At 44.4% G+C, this 17,073-nt stretch carries 14 protein-coding genes; 7 read left to right on the top strand and 7 right to left on the bottom strand.

The features are described from left to right. The first annotated feature begins 126 nt into the window (after positions 1-126). The 3 genes from B5D54_RS00575 to B5D54_RS00565 all read left to right on the top strand — a co-directional run bounded on the left by B5D54_RS00575 (position 127) and on the right by B5D54_RS00565 (position 3,605). Positions 127-639 carry a hypothetical protein gene (locus tag B5D54_RS00575; RefSeq protein WP_078924528.1) on the top strand — a complete coding sequence of 171 codons (513 nt, stop codon included), beginning with the start codon at positions 127-129 and terminating at the stop codon, positions 637-639. 129 nt (positions 640-768) lie between these two features. Further along, on the top strand, positions 769-2,424 hold the full coding sequence (gene panP, locus B5D54_RS00570) for a pyridoxal-dependent aspartate 1-decarboxylase PanP (protein WP_078924527.1): 1,656 nt from the start codon (positions 769-771) through the stop codon (positions 2,422-2,424). Positions 2,425-2,750: 326 nt separating this feature from the next. Beyond that, positions 2,751-3,605 (top strand): MurR/RpiR family transcriptional regulator, encoded by an 855-nt coding sequence (locus B5D54_RS00565; RefSeq protein WP_078924526.1) that lies wholly within the window; start codon positions 2,751-2,753, stop codon positions 3,603-3,605. A 53-nt stretch (positions 3,606-3,658) separates the two neighbouring features. On the opposite strand, the gene B5D54_RS00560 is transcribed toward B5D54_RS00565, so the two are convergent. Beyond that, the gene (locus B5D54_RS00560) at positions 3,659-4,909 is read right to left on the bottom strand and encodes an iron-containing alcohol dehydrogenase (protein WP_078924525.1); all 1,251 of its coding nucleotides are present in this window, start codon (positions 4,907-4,909) and stop codon (positions 3,659-3,661) included. 299 nt (positions 4,910-5,208) lie between these two features. Between B5D54_RS00560 and B5D54_RS00555 the strand changes: the two genes are divergently transcribed. Together B5D54_RS00555 and B5D54_RS00550 are read left to right on the top strand one after the other, a co-directional pair. Continuing rightward, complete coding sequence (locus B5D54_RS00555; protein WP_078924524.1) at positions 5,209-5,475, top strand: GrxA family glutaredoxin; 267 nt, start codon at positions 5,209-5,211, stop codon at positions 5,473-5,475. Between the two features lie 169 nt (positions 5,476-5,644). After that, positions 5,645-7,321 (top strand): aspartate:alanine antiporter, encoded by a 1,677-nt coding sequence (locus B5D54_RS00550; protein ID WP_078924523.1) that lies wholly within the window; start codon positions 5,645-5,647, stop codon positions 7,319-7,321. A 75-nt stretch (positions 7,322-7,396) separates the two neighbouring features. On the opposite strand, the gene fabV is transcribed toward B5D54_RS00550, so the two are convergent. The 3 genes from fabV to psrA form a co-directional block, all read right to left on the bottom strand. Next, the gene (gene fabV, locus B5D54_RS00545; protein WP_078924522.1) at positions 7,397-8,599 is read right to left on the bottom strand and encodes an enoyl-ACP reductase FabV; all 1,203 of its coding nucleotides are present in this window, start codon (positions 8,597-8,599) and stop codon (positions 7,397-7,399) included. A gap of 190 nt (positions 8,600-8,789) precedes the next feature. Beyond that, entirely contained in the window at positions 8,790-11,072 is a 2,283-nt protein-coding gene (locus B5D54_RS00540) for an acyl-CoA dehydrogenase (RefSeq protein WP_078924521.1), read from the bottom strand. A 60-nt stretch (positions 11,073-11,132) separates the two neighbouring features. Beyond that, on the bottom strand, positions 11,133-11,759 hold the full coding sequence (gene psrA, locus B5D54_RS00535; RefSeq protein WP_078924520.1) for a TetR family transcriptional repressor PsrA: 627 nt from the start codon (positions 11,757-11,759) through the stop codon (positions 11,133-11,135). A 414-nt stretch (positions 11,760-12,173) separates the two neighbouring features. Here psrA and B5D54_RS00530 point away from each other — a divergent pair, with 414 nt between their 5' ends. After that, positions 12,174-13,067, top strand: coding sequence for a 1-aminocyclopropane-1-carboxylate deaminase/D-cysteine desulfhydrase (locus B5D54_RS00530; protein ID WP_115174058.1), 894 nt, complete (start codon positions 12,174-12,176; stop codon positions 13,065-13,067). A 21-nt stretch (positions 13,068-13,088) separates the two neighbouring features. Further along, complete coding sequence (locus B5D54_RS00525) at positions 13,089-13,364, top strand: DUF1496 domain-containing protein (protein WP_078924518.1); 276 nt, start codon at positions 13,089-13,091, stop codon at positions 13,362-13,364. 2 nt (positions 13,365-13,366) lie between these two features. On the opposite strand, the gene B5D54_RS00520 is transcribed toward B5D54_RS00525, so the two are convergent. From B5D54_RS00520 to arsJ, 3 genes are all read right to left on the bottom strand, one after another. Then, on the bottom strand, positions 13,367-14,815 hold the full coding sequence (locus B5D54_RS00520) for an NAD-dependent succinate-semialdehyde dehydrogenase (RefSeq protein WP_078924517.1): 1,449 nt from the start codon (positions 14,813-14,815) through the stop codon (positions 13,367-13,369). Positions 14,816-14,919: 104 nt separating this feature from the next. Further along, positions 14,920-15,639 carry a carbonic anhydrase gene (locus B5D54_RS00515; RefSeq protein WP_078924516.1) on the bottom strand — a complete coding sequence of 240 codons (720 nt, stop codon included), beginning with the start codon at positions 15,637-15,639 and terminating at the stop codon, positions 14,920-14,922. Positions 15,640-15,844: 205 nt separating this feature from the next. Next, entirely contained in the window at positions 15,845-17,056 is a 1,212-nt protein-coding gene (arsJ, locus tag B5D54_RS00510) for an organoarsenical effux MFS transporter ArsJ (protein ID WP_078924515.1), read from the bottom strand. Between the last annotated feature and the right edge of the window lie 17 nt (positions 17,057-17,073).

Raw genomic sequence — 17,073 nt, 5'->3', positions numbered from 1 at the left:
CAGGAATCAAACAACATATCCTTTACAATACACAAACATAATTGAGTAATGCCGATTACTTAAGTATCAAATAATACGCTTCAATAAAGAAGCGAACCTTCTCGTCTCACAAGGAATACTACTGCTATGAAACGCTCTATTGTCATGTTGATACTGACCAGCCTCTCAATGACAGCAACCGCCGCCGACAATCAATGCCTAGCCAAAAAGTATGACGCTTACATTGACGCGTCTTTGGTTTGGTATCAAAACCTCACTGAGCTGACAACAGAAACGTATCCTGAACTCGCGGAAGTTAGCCAGTGGTTTCTAGCCGGACGCCAACACCATTTTGACTTGAATCGTACTGCGGTGCACTACTACCTTGAACACCAACCCGAGAAAGTCGCTACCTCTCAATCGATTGAATCTTGGCTTAAACTCGATCAACAAGATATCAAGACTCTCGCCATGCGTAATGATGAATTAGGACAAAGGGCAAAACTAACCTTTGGTGATCGGCAAAGTCAACCACACGAAAAAAATTACCAGTTACGTTCAGCGTTTGCCGAATTGCTTAGCCACCCAAAGCAGATAGAACCTGCTCTCAATCGGTATAATGAAGCGATAGCCAAAGCCGAACGTATTCATTGCCAATAATCAGTAATCTCTCTCTTTCTTAAACCTGTCATGGAGTAAGATCTAAGCGAATTAAGGCGGGACATTCGTTCCGTTTTCGTTTAGATTGTTGCGCTTGACGACCTACAGCTAAAAATATAATGACACGGTATGGTATCAAAATACAAAACGGCAGATGCAAGCTTTGATAACCTGCTTCGCATCTTTACTGTCCCTGAAGGGCCAGATTCAACGCTCACTCGTATTGAGGAAGAACTGTCGCGCAATTTGAATCAATTTTTGCGTGAACATATTGTCGCTGAAGAGAAGCCATTAAAAGAGATCGAAAAAGATTTCTCTGATCCACATATTCCGGAATTACCTGAATTTGTGTCCGATCATACTCAACATTTAATGGATACCTTAGTGTCTCAATCGGTGCATACTGCATCGCCCAGTTTTATCGGCCATATGACATCGGCTCTGCCTTACTTTTTGATGCCGCTGTCAAAAATCATGATCGCCTTAAACCAAAACCTCGTCAAAATCGAAACCTCTAAAGCATTTACTCCTCTTGAGCGCCAAGTCTTAGGCATGCTGCATCGTCTTATTTATGGTCAGTCCGACTCTTTTTATCAGCAGTGGATGCACAGTGCCGATCACTCACTCGGGGCTTTTTGCTCAGGTGGAACCGTTGCCAATATTACCGCATTATGGGTTGCCCGTAACAATGCGTTAAAAGCACAAGGGGACTTTAATGGTGTTGAGAAAGAAGGCCTCTTTAAGGCTATGCAATACTATGGCTATCAAGGATTAGCTATCTTGGTTTCTGAACGTGGTCACTATTCATTAAAAAAAGCGGCTGACGTGTTAGGCATAGGTCAAGATGGACTTGTCTCAGTCCAGACTGATGAAAATAACCGCTTATGTCCAAATGATTTGCAGCATAAGATTCAAATGCTCAAAGCAAAGAACATTCGTCCTTTTGCTGTCATTGGTGTTGCAGGAACAACGGAGACGGGGAATGTAGATCCACTACGTGAAATTGCGCAAATCTGTCAAATTGAACAGTGCCATTTCCATGTCGATGCCGCATGGGGAGGCGCAACCTTAATGTCGGATACCTATCGTCATTTACTCGACGGTATTGAGCTGGCAGATTCTGTCACCATTGATGCACACAAGCAGCTTTATATCCCAATGGGAGCGGGCATGGTGTTATTTAAAGATCCCAATGCCATGAAAGCCATAGAGCACCATGCACAATATATTTTACGCCAAGGATCCAAAGACTTAGGTAGCCATACTTTGGAAGGCTCTCGCTCTGGTATGGCGATGCTAGTGTATGCTAGCATGCACATTATCAGCCGGGCGGGTTACCAACTGTTAATTGATCAAAGCGTTGAAAAAGCAAAGTATTTTGCTTCTCTGATTCAAGAGCAACATGACTTTGAACTCGTCTCACAACCCGAGCTCTGCTTGCTAACTTATCGTTATTTGCCCGAGCGGGCTAAACAAGCGTTACCCCATGCCTCAGCGGAGGAAAAAGCTGAACTGAATATTCTGATCAATGCCTTAACCAAATTTATTCAGAAGAAACAGCGGGAAATGGGTAAATCTTTTGTTTCACGAACACGTCTAAATCCTCCCCGTTGGGATCATTTAGATACCCTCGTCTTTCGTGTGGTACTCGCCAATCCGTTAACAACTCATGAGATTTTACAGTCAGTATTGAAAGAACAAAGAGAAATTGCAGCGACTTTCGCGCCTCAATTACTCAAACAGATTGAACAGTATTGTCAGCAGATACTACCTTCACACCCTTAGTATTTGTGGCTGATTTCTGTCAAAGAGGAAGGAAAAAACTGAAAATTTCTTTCTTTTTGCTGTAATTTGTCCACCATAATAAGTCCTGAATATTCTTATTCTTGGCTTTTTAATCGCCAAAGCTGTAGTTTTTATGAAATTTAGTTTGAGGCTTGTCATATTCTCATCATTTGATAGTGTGTTTCGTTTCTGAATTACTACTGCTTAGGTTTATACTCACACTATGGCGTTGGTGAATGTGTTCTTTTGGAAATAGTTTATTTCCCTCCCCTAAACAAACACAAACGATGACCCAACGAGTTGTTCTCTAGGCCCGCGTGAACACTATGAATACATTAGAAAAAATTCAAAAAAATCTGGAAAACTTTAGCAAGTCGGAACGCAAGGTCGCCGAAGTGATCATGGCGTCGCCACAAACCGCCATTCATTCCAGCATTGCCACGCTGGCGAAAATGGCCGATGTGAGTGAACCGACCGTAAACCGCTTTTGCCGTCGTTTAGATACCAAGGGCTTCCCTGATTTTAAACTTCATCTTGCCCAAAGTTTGGCGAACGGCACACCCTATGTGAACCGTAATGTCGAAGAAGACGATGGTCCTGATGCTTATACACATAAGATTTTTGAATCGACCATGGCCTGTCTGGATGTGGCTAAAAATAGTTTAGATCCCATGCAAATTAATCGCGCCGTCGATCTACTCACCCAAGCCAAACGAATTTCTTTCTTTGGATTAGGCGCCTCTTCTTCCGTTGCGCGTGATGCTCAAAATAAGTTTATTCGATTTAATATTCCCATTACGTGTTTTGAAGATATCGTGATGCAACGTATGAGCTGCATCAACTGCAGCGATAATGATGTCATTGTGCTGATCTCACATACTGGGCGAACCAAAAGTCAGGTAGAAATTGCAAATCTTGCTCGTGAAAATGGCGCAACCGTCATTGCGATTACCGCCAAAGATTCACCACTCGATAAAGCAAGCTCATTATCGATTTGTTTAGATGTGCCAGAAGATACCGATGTCTATATGCCGATGGCGAGTCGCGTGGTACAAATGACGGTCATTGATGTATTGGCTACCGGATTCACGCTTCGCCGAGGATCAGGTTTCCGAGAAAACCTAAAACGGGTGAAGGAAGTCCTTAAAGACTCACGCTACGATAAATTATCGCAGTTTTAGATTCGTATTGAGTAACAAACGGAGCTAGATTAGCTCCGTTTTTTTACGTTCCCCTAAGGGTTAAGTTCACTTCCTTGCGTTAATACTTCTTCTTCTATCAGTTGCATTTTGACTTCATCATCAATGGAATCACGCTGAGCATTTCCCTCCCCATCACAAGAACAGACTTGGTGAAGAATATACACCAAGCGCTCATGAGTCAGAGGAAGCGGATTACCTTTAATGGCCTGAGAGCGCAATGCATCTTGCGCAACCTGCTCAAATGAGGTGGTGCAAACACCAAATTGAGTCAACTTGGGTAGTTGCAGTTTGTCCAACATCATTTGTACCCAGAGTACCCCGTCCTCAATATTGACATTTTTCCGTTTGGTTAATATTTGTGAAATTCGATAATAACGCTGCAAAATATCATGACGCGCTTCTTGCTTAGCCGCATTAATATTTTCACGCATCACATAAGGGGCTAAACGTGCCGTAATCACACTATGGGGGGCCTCTAACTTTCCACCCAGTGCCGAAGCCAAACCGTGAGCCGCCCCTAACTTAGCATTGGTAATCGCCATCCCTCCAAGCATCGCCGCAAAAGAGAGATCGGCTCGTGCTGTTTTTTCATCCCGACAACACGCCGCCACCGTAGAGCGCGCTAAACGACGAAGCCCTTCTTCACAAATCATATCCGTTAACGGATTCGGTTCCCCACAGACATACGCTTCCATTAAATGCGTGAAGGCATCCATTGCGCCGCGCCCTGAAGTATAACGATCGGTTCCATAGGTTAAACTGGGATCAATAATAGCCAGTGCTGCCAGCATATCCGGGCTACGTAAACTCACTTTAACTTTATCTTGCCCCGATTTTAACACCGCATTTTTTGTGACTTCCGCCCCGGTACTGGCGGTCGTGGGTATGGCAATGAAAGGCAATGGCTTAGTTTTTAATGGCACATTTCGCCCGACGACTTCAACATAATCATAAACGTTACCTTGATTAGGGATAATGGCCGCCAAAGCTTTACCCATGTCCAAGACGCTACCACCTCCTATCGCTACCACCACTTGAGGTTGAAAACGACGCCCCGCCATCGCGGCTTCTTCCACCATAGTAATGTTGGGTTCGCCATGAATAGCAATATGCTGATAACGCATGTGTTGTTGCTGTAAATAATCCGTGATTATCTGAGCTCGTTGAAGGTTTTTCCCTGACACTAAAAGTACGCTGTATCCATATTGATTGATCATGGATAACGAGTTTTGCAACACTCCCTCACCGAATATGATCCTATTCGATGTCATAAACTGAAACATGCAACCTCCAAACCCCAAGATTCCTTTACTTGATACCAGCTTGCGATGAATTGGCTGATCATTTTTTGATGCAGTGCAATGAGCGAAGAAATAAAAAAAGATTCATTAAAGAGTATGCACATCATCACATCCTGATTGTACGGTTGCACCCTGTTCCCACTAATGATGAGAATCAGCACTTTACTCCGCTGATGAAAAAATCAACCATCGTTTTTCTCTATCAGAACGAGAGCTAATTCACTCTTTATTTCCTAATTGGGATCGGGCATAGTGACGCAAACGAAATAGAGGAGAAAGTTATGTTCGTTGTGATTTTTGGCCGTCCGGCTTGCCCTTATTGTGTTCGAGCTAAAGAGCTCGCAGAAACGTTAAAAACAAAGCGTGATGACTTCAACTACCGTTATGTTGATATTCATGAGGAAGGGATCTCTAAAGCCGATCTAGAAAAAACCGTAGGTAAACCGGTTGAAACTGTGCCTCAAATCTTTATCGATCAACAGCACATTGGTGGCTGTACTGATTTTGAAGCTTATGCAAAAGAGCACTTAGGGCTGTTTAACGAATAACCCCTCTCAAACAACCATCAACCCCGCGACACATTAGCGGGGTTTTCTTTGTTCATTAGATTAGAGAATGCACAAAGATGGAAAATATCACTTATCTTTTTGCCTATTTACGATACAATCATCACAATTTAATCACCCTCCCTCTTGCGCGCTTGAACTGAGCTAAATTGTGAATATCGACGTTGTACTTTTGCTAGAACAAAACCCCATCCTCCTTATTTTCGTGGTCTTGGCGATTGGCCTTGCCTTTGGAAAAATCCGCTTTGGCAGTTTACAATTAGGAAACTCAATCGGCGTCCTGATTACCGCTCTTGTCATGGGGCATCTCGGTTTTTCCTTTAATGCTGAAGCGTTAACCATTGGCTTTATGCTATTTATTTACTGTGTAGGTATCGAAGCTGGCCCAAACTTTTTTGGTATTTTCTTTCGAGATGGCAAACATTATTTGATTCTCAGCTTAGTGGTGTTGATCACCGCAACATGGATAACCTATTTTGCCAGCCACTATTTCAATCTGGATTATGGATTAGCTGCCGGTATGATGGCGGGAGCTTTGACCTCTACTCCCGTATTAGTTGGGGCGCAAGATGCGCTCAATTCAGGGCTTGCGAATGTTCCGCGAAATATGGATTTGTCGCTTATTTTAGAAAATGTCTCAGTCGGCTATGCCATGGCTTATCTTATTGGTCTGATCAGTATGATCATGTTTGCCAAGCTGCTGCCTAAACTACAAAAACAAAATCTCTCTGATTCTGCTCAACAAATAGCACAAGAACGGGGGATCGGTGGACAACGTAAAGTCTATCTCCCCATCATCCGAGCTTATCGAGTTGGGCCGGAATTGGCCAACTGGGTTGATGGACGTAATTTGCGAGAGTTGGGGATCTACCGCCAAACGGGTTGTTATATAGAACGGATTCGTCGTAATGGTATTCTCGCCCACCCCGATGGTGATGCTATTTTACAAGAAGGAGATGAGATTGCATTGGTCGGTTTTCCTGATAGCCATGCCCGCCTTGATCCTAGCTTTCGTAATGGGAAAGAAGTCTTTGATCGTAACCTTCTCGATTTACGGATCACGGAAGAAGAAATCGTGGTTAAAAGTGACAGTATTGCCGGAAAACGCCTATCTGATCTTAATTTGTCTGAATATGGCTGTTTCTTAAACCGAGTCGTACGTGCACAAATTGAAATGCCGATGGATCTGGATATCGTGTTAGCCAAAGGCGATGTATTGCAAGTCAGTGGAGAAAAAAGCCGAGTCAAAGGCCTTGCGGAAAAGATCGGTTTTATCTCTATTCACAGCCAAATGGCTGACTTAATGGCATTTTGCAGCTTCTTCATTCTGGGTATCGTTTTTGGTTTAATTACCATGACCTTTGGCCAAGTCTCCTTCAGCTTAGGTAATGCGGTGGGGCTTTTATTATCCGGCATTACCTTAGGCTTCTTACGAGCGAACCACCCTACCTTTGGTTATGTTCCTCAGGGTGCTTTGAATATGGTTAAAGATCTGGGGCTAATGTTTTTCATGGTCGGCATTGGGCTGAGTGCCGGGGGAAAAATGTTTGAACATTTATCTGAAGTGGGCCCACAAGTCATTGGGCTCGCTTTTATTGTCAGTGTGCTCCCTGTGGTTTTTGCTTATTTAGTTGGTGCCTATTTACTGAAGATGAACCGTGCTCTACTCTTTGGAGCTATCATCGGGGCCAGAACTTGTGCTCCTGCTATGGATATCGTTAATGATTATGCAAAATCCACCATTCCTGCACTGGGTTATGCCGGTACTTACGCTATTGCCAATATTTTAATGACCTTAGCGGGCACCATCTTAATCATTTTAAACTAAAGCAACTCAACGAATTAAGAGACTAAAAAGGCGCAAACTGCGCCTTTTTGTCATTTTGGACTAGAATAATACCGCTTAGATATCAATCACATCGAACGCAACTTCTGGGCTAACGTCCGCATCATAGTCCACCCCATCAACACCAAAGCCAAACAGTTTTAAGAACTCTTCTTTATACAGCTCATAATCGGTCAATGTTTTTAGATTTTCGGTGGTAATTTGCGGCCATAGCTCGCGGCAATGCTGCTGAATATCGTCACGTAGCTCCCAATCATCTAAACGTAGGCGATTCTGCTCATCCGTTTCCGGCGCACTACCATCCGCTTTATACAAACGCTGACTGAACATACGGAATATTTGCTCCATACAGCCTTCGTGGATACCTTCTTCCCGCATCTTTTTAAAGACCATCGCAATATAAAGTGGCATCACTGGAATGGCGGAGCTTGCTTGAGTGACCACGGATTTCAGTACTGCGACATTAGCACTGCCCCCTTGCGCGGCAAGCTGCGCATTCAATGCCGTAGCAGCGCGATCGAGATCCATTTTTGCACGGCCCAAAGCCCCATCCCAATAGATTGGCCAAGTCAATTCGGTACCGATATAGCTATACGCAACGGTTTTACACCCTTGAGCTAAAACACCCGCTTCATCTAATGCTTGAATCCACAGTTCCCAGTCTTGCCCACCCATCACAGTAATGGTGTCTTCAATTTCCTGCTCTGTTGCGGGTTCAACACTGGCTTCAATAATGACATCTTTATTGGTATCCACCGCTGTTGAGGTGTACGTTTCACCAATAGGTTTCAGCGACGAACGGATCACTTCGCCAGTTTCTGGCAGTTTACGCACGGGAGATGCCAACGAGTAAACCACTAAATCAATTTGACCCAGATCTTGCTTAATAAGATCAATCGTTTTCTGTTTTGCTTCATTAGAGAAAGCATCGCCATTGAGACTTTTTGCATATAGACCTTCAGCCTGCGCCAACTTATCAAAGGCTGCCGCATTGTAAAAACCCGCCGTTCCGGTTTTTTTCTCAGTACCCGGCTTTTCAAAAAAGACCCCGATAGTCGCTGCACCACCGCCAAAAGCAGCAGCAATACGAGACGATAACCCATAACCACTAGAAGACCCAACAACGAGAACACGCTTGGGTGCATTGGCAATAGGGCCTTGAGCTTTAGTGTAGGCAATTTGTTCTTTTACGTTCGCTTCACAACCCACTGGATGGGTAGTGGTACAGATAAATCCACGAATTTTCGGTTTGATGATCATATTCAACTTCCTTCAAAAATCTCGGTTAGGATAAAAGTTTCAGCACCAGATCGCATCTTATTTCTGTCAAAATGCAGTTTTTTGCCAAGTGGTTGGAGCTGTTAATGATGATTTTGCCACAATCTGCCTAAAAATGAGACAAGGCCCCAAAATGAGGCCTTGTGAAGAGGGATAAAAAGACTATTCAAGTTTAAGCAACATGGTTCAATTTCGGTGGTTTGACCTTATGGGTCCGAACTTCTGACATGTCGTGGCTAAAATGGTCAACTTGAATCGCTTGATAGCGCAATTTATCTGCTGCCAAAATTGCCTCGACATCATCAGCGGTGAGTACACCAGCCGCTTTCGCTTGAGCTAAACGTTCAACCAACGGTCCTTTACGAGCCACTTTGCCCTCTTTGACTGCTTTGTGCATCTGGCGCTCTAAGCCTTTCACGCTGTACATAGCAAGGAATGCTTTTTCGATCAAGCCAACACTGTCATTCTCATCTTGCCCCACATAGCATAAATGCGTTAAGCGATCACGATGTGCTCCAGGAGTCATCAAGCTTTCCGCTATTCTCACGGTCAATTGATCGCTAGGTGCCTGATAATGATTACCCAATGGGAAAAGTAGCCCTTTCATGACCACACCAACCACTTTTTGTGGGTAGTTCCGATAAGCATCATTCAACGATTTTGCTGCATGATGTAAGCAATGCTGCATAGCATAGTGAACATAATCTAAATCAGCTTGCTGGCGTCCTTCATCTTCGTAGCGTTTTAACACCGCTGAAGCCATATAGAGATAACTAAGCCCATCACCTAAACGAGCTGAGATCATCTCTTTACGTTTCAGTTCACCACCGAGCGTTAACATGGCAAAGTCCGCACTCACCGCTAAAGCACGACTTAAACGTGTCATTTGCTGGTAGTAGGTTTTGGTTGGCCCGCTCATGTCTGCTTTAATAAAACGAGATCCCGTCAAAGCCGCCCCCAATGCACCAAAGGTATTTTTCAAAGCATGACCGATATGTTTAAACAATAACGCATCAAACTCTCTTGCACCTTGTTCTGTATCGGGATTAGCCGCCGCTTCCATTTCTTTGAGAACGTACGGATGACAACGGGTGGCACCTTGACCAAAGATCATTAAATTACGCGTTAGAATATTCGCCCCTTCAACGGTAATCGCAACAGGCACACCAAGATAATGGGAGGAAAGGTAATTCATCGGGCCATCTTGAATCGCTCTTCCGGAATGAATATCCATCGCATCATTCAAAATGGTACGACCAATTTCTGTCATATGGTATTTTGCTATGGCCGTAATAATGCCCGGCCGCTCTTTAAGGTCTAATGATGTGGTCGTCAGTGTCCGTGTCGCTTCGAGTAAATAAGTCAGTCCACCAATTCGACCTAATGCTTCAGCAACACCCTCAAATTTACCAATCGACATACCAAACTGCTTACGAACATACGCATAAGCCCCTGTAGTACGAGAGGTTAAATGCCCAATCGCGGTCCCCAGTGCTGGTAAGGAAATACCTCGTCCCGCAGATAAGCATTCCACCAACATCCGCCAGCCTTTGCCCGCATAATCAACACCGCCAATTAGCCAATCCATGGGGATAAAAACATCGTTGCCACGAGTGGGACCATTCATGAATGCCAATCCAAGTGGATCATGTCGTTCACCAATTTCCACCCCTTTATGATTGGCGGGAATGAGTGCACAGGTAATGCCAACGTCTTTTTGTTCACCAAGCAATCCCTCAGGATCTGACAATTTAAAGGCTAGTCCCAATACCGTTGCCACCGGAGATAAGGTGATGTAGCGTTTATTCCAACTTAAACGAACCCCTAATACTTCTTTTCCTTCATGCTTTCCGTAGCACACCACGCCTTGATCAGGAATACCGCCCGCATCGGAACCCGCTTCTGGGCCCGTTAATGCAAAGCAGGGGATTTCCGTACCATCGGCTAAACGTGGTAACCAGTAGTCTTTCTGTTCTTGCGTACCATAATGAGACAATAATTCTCCGGGTCCCAATGAGTTGGGCACCATCACCGTCACGGCCGCACTGATGCTACGAGTCGCAATTTTAGATACGATCGTCGAGTTTGCGAGGGCGGAAAATTCACGTCCACCATAAGCTTTCGAAATAATGAGAGAGAAGAAACGTTCTTTGCGCAGGAACTCCCATACTTCTTTAGGTAAATCCCGATCATGCTTGGTGATTTTATATTCATCAATCATAGAAAGAAGCGTTTCTAATTCATTATCCATGAATGCTTGTTCTTCTGCGCTCAAGGTCGGTTTAGGATAATGGTGTAATTTTTTGAAATCAGGTTTGCCAGAGAACAGTTCCCCATCCCACCAAACACTTCCCGCTTCCATTGCTTCTTTCTCGGTCGCCGATAACGGAGGTAAAACCTGTTTAAAGAGTTTAAAAGCAGGGTCACTAATCCATTTTCTTCTTAGAGAGCTCATAGTCAGATCCTTTTGTTCACTGGTTAATCGTTATATTTATTATTGTTGTATTGCGTTAACTTATTTCGCTGCCACACCGGCGGCCAAATAAGGAATAATATGATCGATCACTGAGTTAGCATCCACTTTACTACCAAAGTCATTCTCAGCGATCTCGGCTAATGCTTGGCTAGAAGCCATCGTAAAAACACAAGTTCCAAGGGTGAAATGTAACCGCCAGAATAAGGTCTCTCGTGTTAAATCGGGATTTGCTTTCATGACCGATTGAGTAAATAAATTTAATACCTCGTCATAACGGGTGGTGATAAACCAGCGCAAATGCCCTTGTACATCGGTATAACCTCGGCCTATCAACAGCATAAACCGACTGGTCCCATTAGGACGTACATGTTTAAGTGCCTTTAGTGGCCCTCGTAGTGCTTCAAAAACGGCTTCCATCGAATAGTCATCCTTAAGGTTAAGTTCAATCAATGAAGCTTTGACCGCTGGCATAAATACTTCAAGATAGCGGCTCAATACGGCGCGGACGAGGGTTTTCTTATCACCAAAATGATAATTGACCGAGGCTAAATTCACGTTAGCTTTACTGGTTATGGTACGAAGTGAAGTATCATTAAAGCCATGCTCTGCAAATAATCCTTCTGCAACATCGAGTATTTTTTCTTTGGTACTGCTTTTCGAAACCATTTCAATCATCCGTATCAAACATCTGTTTGAAATATACCCATGAAACAGAAGATTAACAAGCGCTTAACATCACACTTTTCAGCCATGGTCCGACCAGAGGAATTTTTTGTTACTTAACTGATTGAAAATGTATCTATTTAAGATATTTCTAAAAAAATACCATTAATTTTCGTTTTTTAAGGAACTCTTTCGATTTAGCCCGGTCTGATTTATCGTAGTTGACAGAGCATTAAGAGTTTAACGGCCGTCGAACTTTCTTCTTCACTGACAACCACAACGCTGCTTTTTCTTATTTAACTCCTATATTTTATCCGCCCAGTTCGACTTTGTTCTGGGCTTTTTTTCGTATCGAATACCGCTTAAGTGCAAGAAAGGGTATACTCTGCCGCTTCAATCTTTCAAACTTATCTTTCCATGAAACTGACTCATAGCCCTATCACGGAGCACCATTTTCAAGGCCACGCTTTCTATCTCAAACGCGATGATCAACTCCATCCACAATTTTGTGGTAATAAAGCCCGTAAATTTCTTTCCTTACTGGAAATGGACGCGCCCGATATCACCACTTTAGTCAGTTATGGTTCCGCGCAAGCAAACTCGCTCTATTCACTGTCGGGTTTAGCCGCCATTCGTGGCTGGCAATTAGAATATTATGTTGGCCATATCCCTCACTGGCTAAAAAAACGCCCTATTGGTAATTACCGTGCCGCGTTGGATCTTGGTGCTAAGGTAATAGAGACAGGGGGCTTGTTTCCTAAACATCCTCACCAGTACATCCTGCACGTACGTCAGCCCGATGAACATTGCCTATTTATTGAAGAAGGAGGGCGCTCTCCTCTAGCGGAATATGGCATAAAGCAACTGGCCCATGAACTGCTGGAATGGATTCAACAACAGCCAAAGCAGCGCTGGGTTGTCGCCCTACCTTCCGGAACAGGTACCACTTCTCTCTATTTACACAAGGCCTTAAGGGTCCATGATATTGCCGTTATCACCTGTCCATGTGTGGGTGGGGAAACCTACCTTCAGCAACAGTGGCAACAACTTGGAGAAAGCCATCATCCGATCATTCTTTCACCTGAGCGAAAACACCATTTTGGGCACCTTTATCACGAAGATTACCAAATATGGCAGCAGTTACATGAGCAAACTCATGTTGAATTTGAACTCTTGTACGATCCTTTGATGTGGCGCTGTTTAATGGATTGGTTACCGCAGCATAATGATCTATCGTTAATCTATATCCACCAAGGGGGATTATTAGGTAACGAAAGTATGCTTCCCCGCTATCAGCGACAATGGGGTTAAGGTAAAAGAGGAGTGCTTCTCATGCTTAAAAAAACACTGGTGATCATGACCTTGCTGACAAGCCACACAGTGCTGGCAGAATCAAACCATACGTTACCCAAAACCGTGCTACTTGAGCACGGTAGCACCCAACGTGTTTGTTACTATCAAGATAAAGCCTATTCTGAAGGGGCAATTTTACCCATAGGGCAGACCGTGCTGATTTGTCAGCGAGCCAACAAGTTTGAAACCAATGGCTCACTGAAATGGCACCCGCTCAATGTACAAACCACTACACCCAAACCGCCATTACCTTAATGTTACAAACCACCCATTAAGGTATATTTTACCTCTTGATACTCTTCTAGCCCTTGTTTCGCGCCCTCTCGTCCTAAGCCAGACTCTTTCACGCCACCAAAGGGAGCAACGGTGGTTGAAATTAACCCTTCATTGATACCCACAATACCACTTTCTAATTGCTCGCTCATTCGCCACGCCCGTGCATGTGACTGAGTGTAGCAATAGGCGGCTAAACCAAAGTGACTGCGGTTGGCTCTTTTAATAACTTCTTCTTCAGTGCTAAAACGAAATAGGGCAGCGAGTGGGCCAAAGGTTTCCTCATGAGCCACCAGCATATCATCACTCATTTCGGTTAAGACATGAGGAATAAACAACCGACTTCCCGCTTCTGGTAATGTACCAAACGCCACTTTGGCTCCTTTTTCTAAAGCATCTTCAATGTGGCTACGCACTTTATTGACCGCAGCATCATTAATTAATGGTCCCATTTGGGTCCCATCGGCTAATCCATTGCCCACTTTCAGTTTACGCACTCGATCAATCAGCTTAGCCGTAAATTGTTCATAGATACTGTCATGCACATAAATACGATTGGCACACACACAGGTTTGCCCTGCATTGCGGAATTTCGCAATCATAGCTCCTTCAACCGCAGCATTAATATTGGCATCCTCAAAAACAATAAAAGGGGCGTTACCACCCAACTCCAAAGAGAGTTTTTTTACATTGGAAGCCGATTGTGCCATTAAAATTTTTCCAACCCGAGTTGAACCCGTAAATGAGAGTTTGCGAATAAGAGGACTTTCGGTCAAAAGTTGTCCAATCATGACGGCATCACCAGTGACGACTTGCAATAATCCGGCAGGTAGCCCAGCGCGTTTCGCTAACTCGGCGAATGCCAAAGCCGTAAATGGTGTCTCTGGTGCAGGCTTTAATATCACTGCACATCCAGCAGCAAAAGCGGGAGCACATTTGCGGGTTATCATTGCGGCCGGGAAGTTCCACGGTGTGATCGCAGCCACGACACCAATGGGCTCACGAGAGACCAAAATACGCGCATCGGCTTTATGTGTTGGTACCATCTCACCATAAGATCGCTTTGCTTCTTCCGCGAACCATTCCACAAAACTCGCTGCGTATGTAATTTCTCCTTTCGACTCTTTAAGAGCCTTCCCTTGTTCAAGCGTCATGATCTGGGCTAAATCTTCTGCATGCTGCTCAATCAAGTTAAACCATTGGCGTAAAACCATAGCGCGGGTCGCCGCAGTTTGCTTTGCCCATTGACGCTGCGCCAGTGTTGCAGAAGCGATAGCCTCCGTGACTTGCTGCGCGGTTAACTCTGGCACCGTACCAAGTACTGAATGATCGTAAGGATTGGTGATTGAGGTCGTTTTCCCCTCGCGGCTCTGGACCCATTGTCCATCAATAAAACACGCTTGCTGAAATAGGTTGGGATCGGATAAGTGCATACTTGTCTCCTGAAAACGTCCGACAATGACAAAATGAAAGCCAGCATATCAGTAAACTGGCTTGGTTTCATGGCTTGAATCGGGCTAAACGGTGACGCTAAATGCTACTCCTGACTTAAAATCAGCCGAGCATTGTGGGGCTGGAGAGGCCGGTTATTATTCCCCATCATTGCGTGAAGAGCCGATGCCTGTTCAACAGAAAGGGTTTTCGGCTGCTTTAACACCAACCAACGAACGCCTTCACTACACGGTGGTGTGGTTAATGAACCATTAAAACGGTAGAACTGGCCGAGTGAAGGTAATAAAGATTGAACATCAAAGCCGTTGCTCAATTCCATGCTTTCCCCCACGTTAGGAAGTTTCACCATTAATTGAGATAAGGCGGCGTTGGCTTCACCTCGCTCAAACATAACCGCAAGAACGGCGATATTTCCAGCCTCATCGGTATGCACAAAATGGGCTTCAAGTGGATATTGCTGACCTTGAAGTCTATTTTCTGATGGTGTGTGAAAATGGAATTGTCGAAGGGTAAAGGTAACGCCATCCAGCAACCATTGGTTTTCTCCAGATACCGAGGCTTGCAGTGTATGCCCGTTATTAGTCAGCCCCGAAATAACCCCTTGGTAATGAATATTCAACGGAGCTAACTCAGATTTAATGGCCTGAGTGACATCAATTGGGCTTTGATTTTTCCCCTCTTCACATATTTGGGAGACTTGCCCCCAATGTTCAGGAGCATGCTCACCTTGATAGCCCCAGTCCGCCGCCTGAATGGAAGCCGATAAAACCAGAGCCATCGACGTTGTTAGTCGTAGTAATTTCATTCTTATTCCTTGAATGTTGATTTTTCAGTACAAACCCGACCTGAGCAATAAGGCCGGAGAGATAGATAAAGAACCCCTACCCATCCTGTTGAAAAATAGTATTACTGAATGCCTAGCGCTACTAGCTATCTCTCTGATCTATATTGAAAACTTACTATGATAAAACCGAAAGCTAAACAGGATATTCATGCTTTGATAGGGCTTTTTAACTGTGCTGTGCTTTCGGTAACCACAATGAAATCAATGTGGTGAGAGACAAAAAGACAAAGGAAACCCATAAACAGGCAGCAAGTCCCCAAACTTGAAATACCCAACCAGACAGTATGGTCCCAATGAGTCGCCCCATCGCATTCGCCATGTAATAGAATCCAACATCCAAAGAAACCCCCTCTTCTTTGGCATAGCTGACAATTAAATAAGAATGCAGTGAAGAATTAACCGCAAAAATGGCACCAAAGATCAAAAGCCCGAAGACGATCACCAGCTCAGGTTGCCATTGCATTTGAATACTGTAAGCAATCCCTCCAGTGATCAATGTCAACAACGCTGCCCAGCCAATAGCGGCTTTTCCATCTGGCACCTGACCTGCCGCTTTACCCGTGATCCGAGGAGCAAATCCTTGCACTATACCGTAACCAATGACCCATAAAGCAAGAAAGCCACCCACGGTACTGTGTCCCCAACCAAACACCGAGCCTAAGTAAATCGGCAATGCAATCACAAACCAAACATCCCGCGCTCCAAACAAAAACATTCGAGCAGCAGAGAGAATATTTACCCGAGCAGATTTAGAAAAAATGTCGGAAAACTTAGGTTTGGCTTTCGCTTTACCCATCTCAGCTTGCAGCATCAATAAGCTGCCAACAAAAACAGCACTCAGAACTAGAGCCATGGCTAGAACGGCATATTGAAAGCCAATCCAGGTTAACAATGCGCCTCCTAAGAAAAACCCCGCTCCTTTTAACGCATTTTTTGAACCGGTTAACATGGAGATCCACTGATATAACGCCCCTTGTGCATCATCCGGCACTAACGTTTTAATCGCGCTCTTGGCGCTCATTTTATTGAGATCTTTTGCAATACCAGACAATGCTTGTGCCGCCATCACCCAAGGAACCGTTAACCACATAGGCGGAACTGCCAGCATTAAAAGGGCGATGATCTGCATACCAAGGCCAATATTCATTGTCCGGTTTAGCCCGAGCCGAGCACCAAGCCAGCCACCAATCAAATTGGTCACAACCCCAAAGAATTCATAGAATAAAAAGAGAGAGGCGATGGCTAAGGTCGAATAACCCAAATCATAAAAATACAACACGACCAACATCCGCAACGCGCCATCAGTAATCGTGAAGTTCCAGTAATTAAACGTCACCAACATATACTGACGTATTGAAGAATGAAGTTGAGACAACATGTGAGTTCTCGCTAAGA

The organism is Vibrio cincinnatiensis DSM 19608, from assembly GCF_900167345.1.
In the GTDB taxonomy this organism is placed as follows: domain Bacteria; phylum Pseudomonadota; class Gammaproteobacteria; order Enterobacterales; family Vibrionaceae; genus Vibrio; species Vibrio cincinnatiensis.
The sequence above is the reverse complement of the archived record's forward strand: the minus strand, read 5'-3'. Positions and strand labels throughout refer to the sequence as shown.

What these genes read in the sequence shown, in the direction of transcription:
- B5D54_RS00575 (WP_078924528.1), top strand. Translation starts at nt 127, where the DNA reads ATGAAACGCTCTATTGTCATGTTGATACTGACCAGCCTCTCAATGACA.
- panP (WP_078924527.1), top strand. Translation starts at nt 769, where the DNA reads ATGGTATCAAAATACAAAACGGCAGATGCAAGCTTTGATAACCTGCTT.
- B5D54_RS00565 (WP_078924526.1), top strand. Translation starts at nt 2,751, where the DNA reads ATGAATACATTAGAAAAAATTCAAAAAAATCTGGAAAACTTTAGCAAG.
- B5D54_RS00560 (WP_078924525.1), bottom strand. Translation starts at nt 4,909, where the DNA reads ATGTTTCAGTTTATGACATCGAATAGGATCATATTCGGTGAGGGAGTG.
- B5D54_RS00555 (WP_078924524.1), top strand. Translation starts at nt 5,209, where the DNA reads ATGTTCGTTGTGATTTTTGGCCGTCCGGCTTGCCCTTATTGTGTTCGA.
- fabV (WP_078924522.1), bottom strand. Translation starts at nt 8,599, where the DNA reads ATGATCATCAAACCGAAAATTCGTGGATTTATCTGTACCACTACCCAT.
- B5D54_RS00540 (WP_078924521.1), bottom strand. Translation starts at nt 11,072, where the DNA reads ATGAGCTCTCTAAGAAGAAAATGGATTAGTGACCCTGCTTTTAAACTC.
- psrA (WP_078924520.1), bottom strand. Translation starts at nt 11,759, where the DNA reads ATGGTTTCGAAAAGCAGTACCAAAGAAAAAATACTCGATGTTGCAGAA.
- B5D54_RS00530 (WP_115174058.1), top strand. Translation starts at nt 12,174, where the DNA reads ATGAAACTGACTCATAGCCCTATCACGGAGCACCATTTTCAAGGCCAC.
- B5D54_RS00525 (WP_078924518.1), top strand. Translation starts at nt 13,089, where the DNA reads ATGCTTAAAAAAACACTGGTGATCATGACCTTGCTGACAAGCCACACA.
- B5D54_RS00520 (WP_078924517.1), bottom strand. Translation starts at nt 14,815, where the DNA reads ATGCACTTATCCGATCCCAACCTATTTCAGCAAGCGTGTTTTATTGAT.
- B5D54_RS00515 (WP_078924516.1), bottom strand. Translation starts at nt 15,639, where the DNA reads ATGAAATTACTACGACTAACAACGTCGATGGCTCTGGTTTTATCGGCT.
- arsJ (WP_078924515.1), bottom strand. Translation starts at nt 17,056, where the DNA reads ATGTTGTCTCAACTTCATTCTTCAATACGTCAGTATATGTTGGTGACG.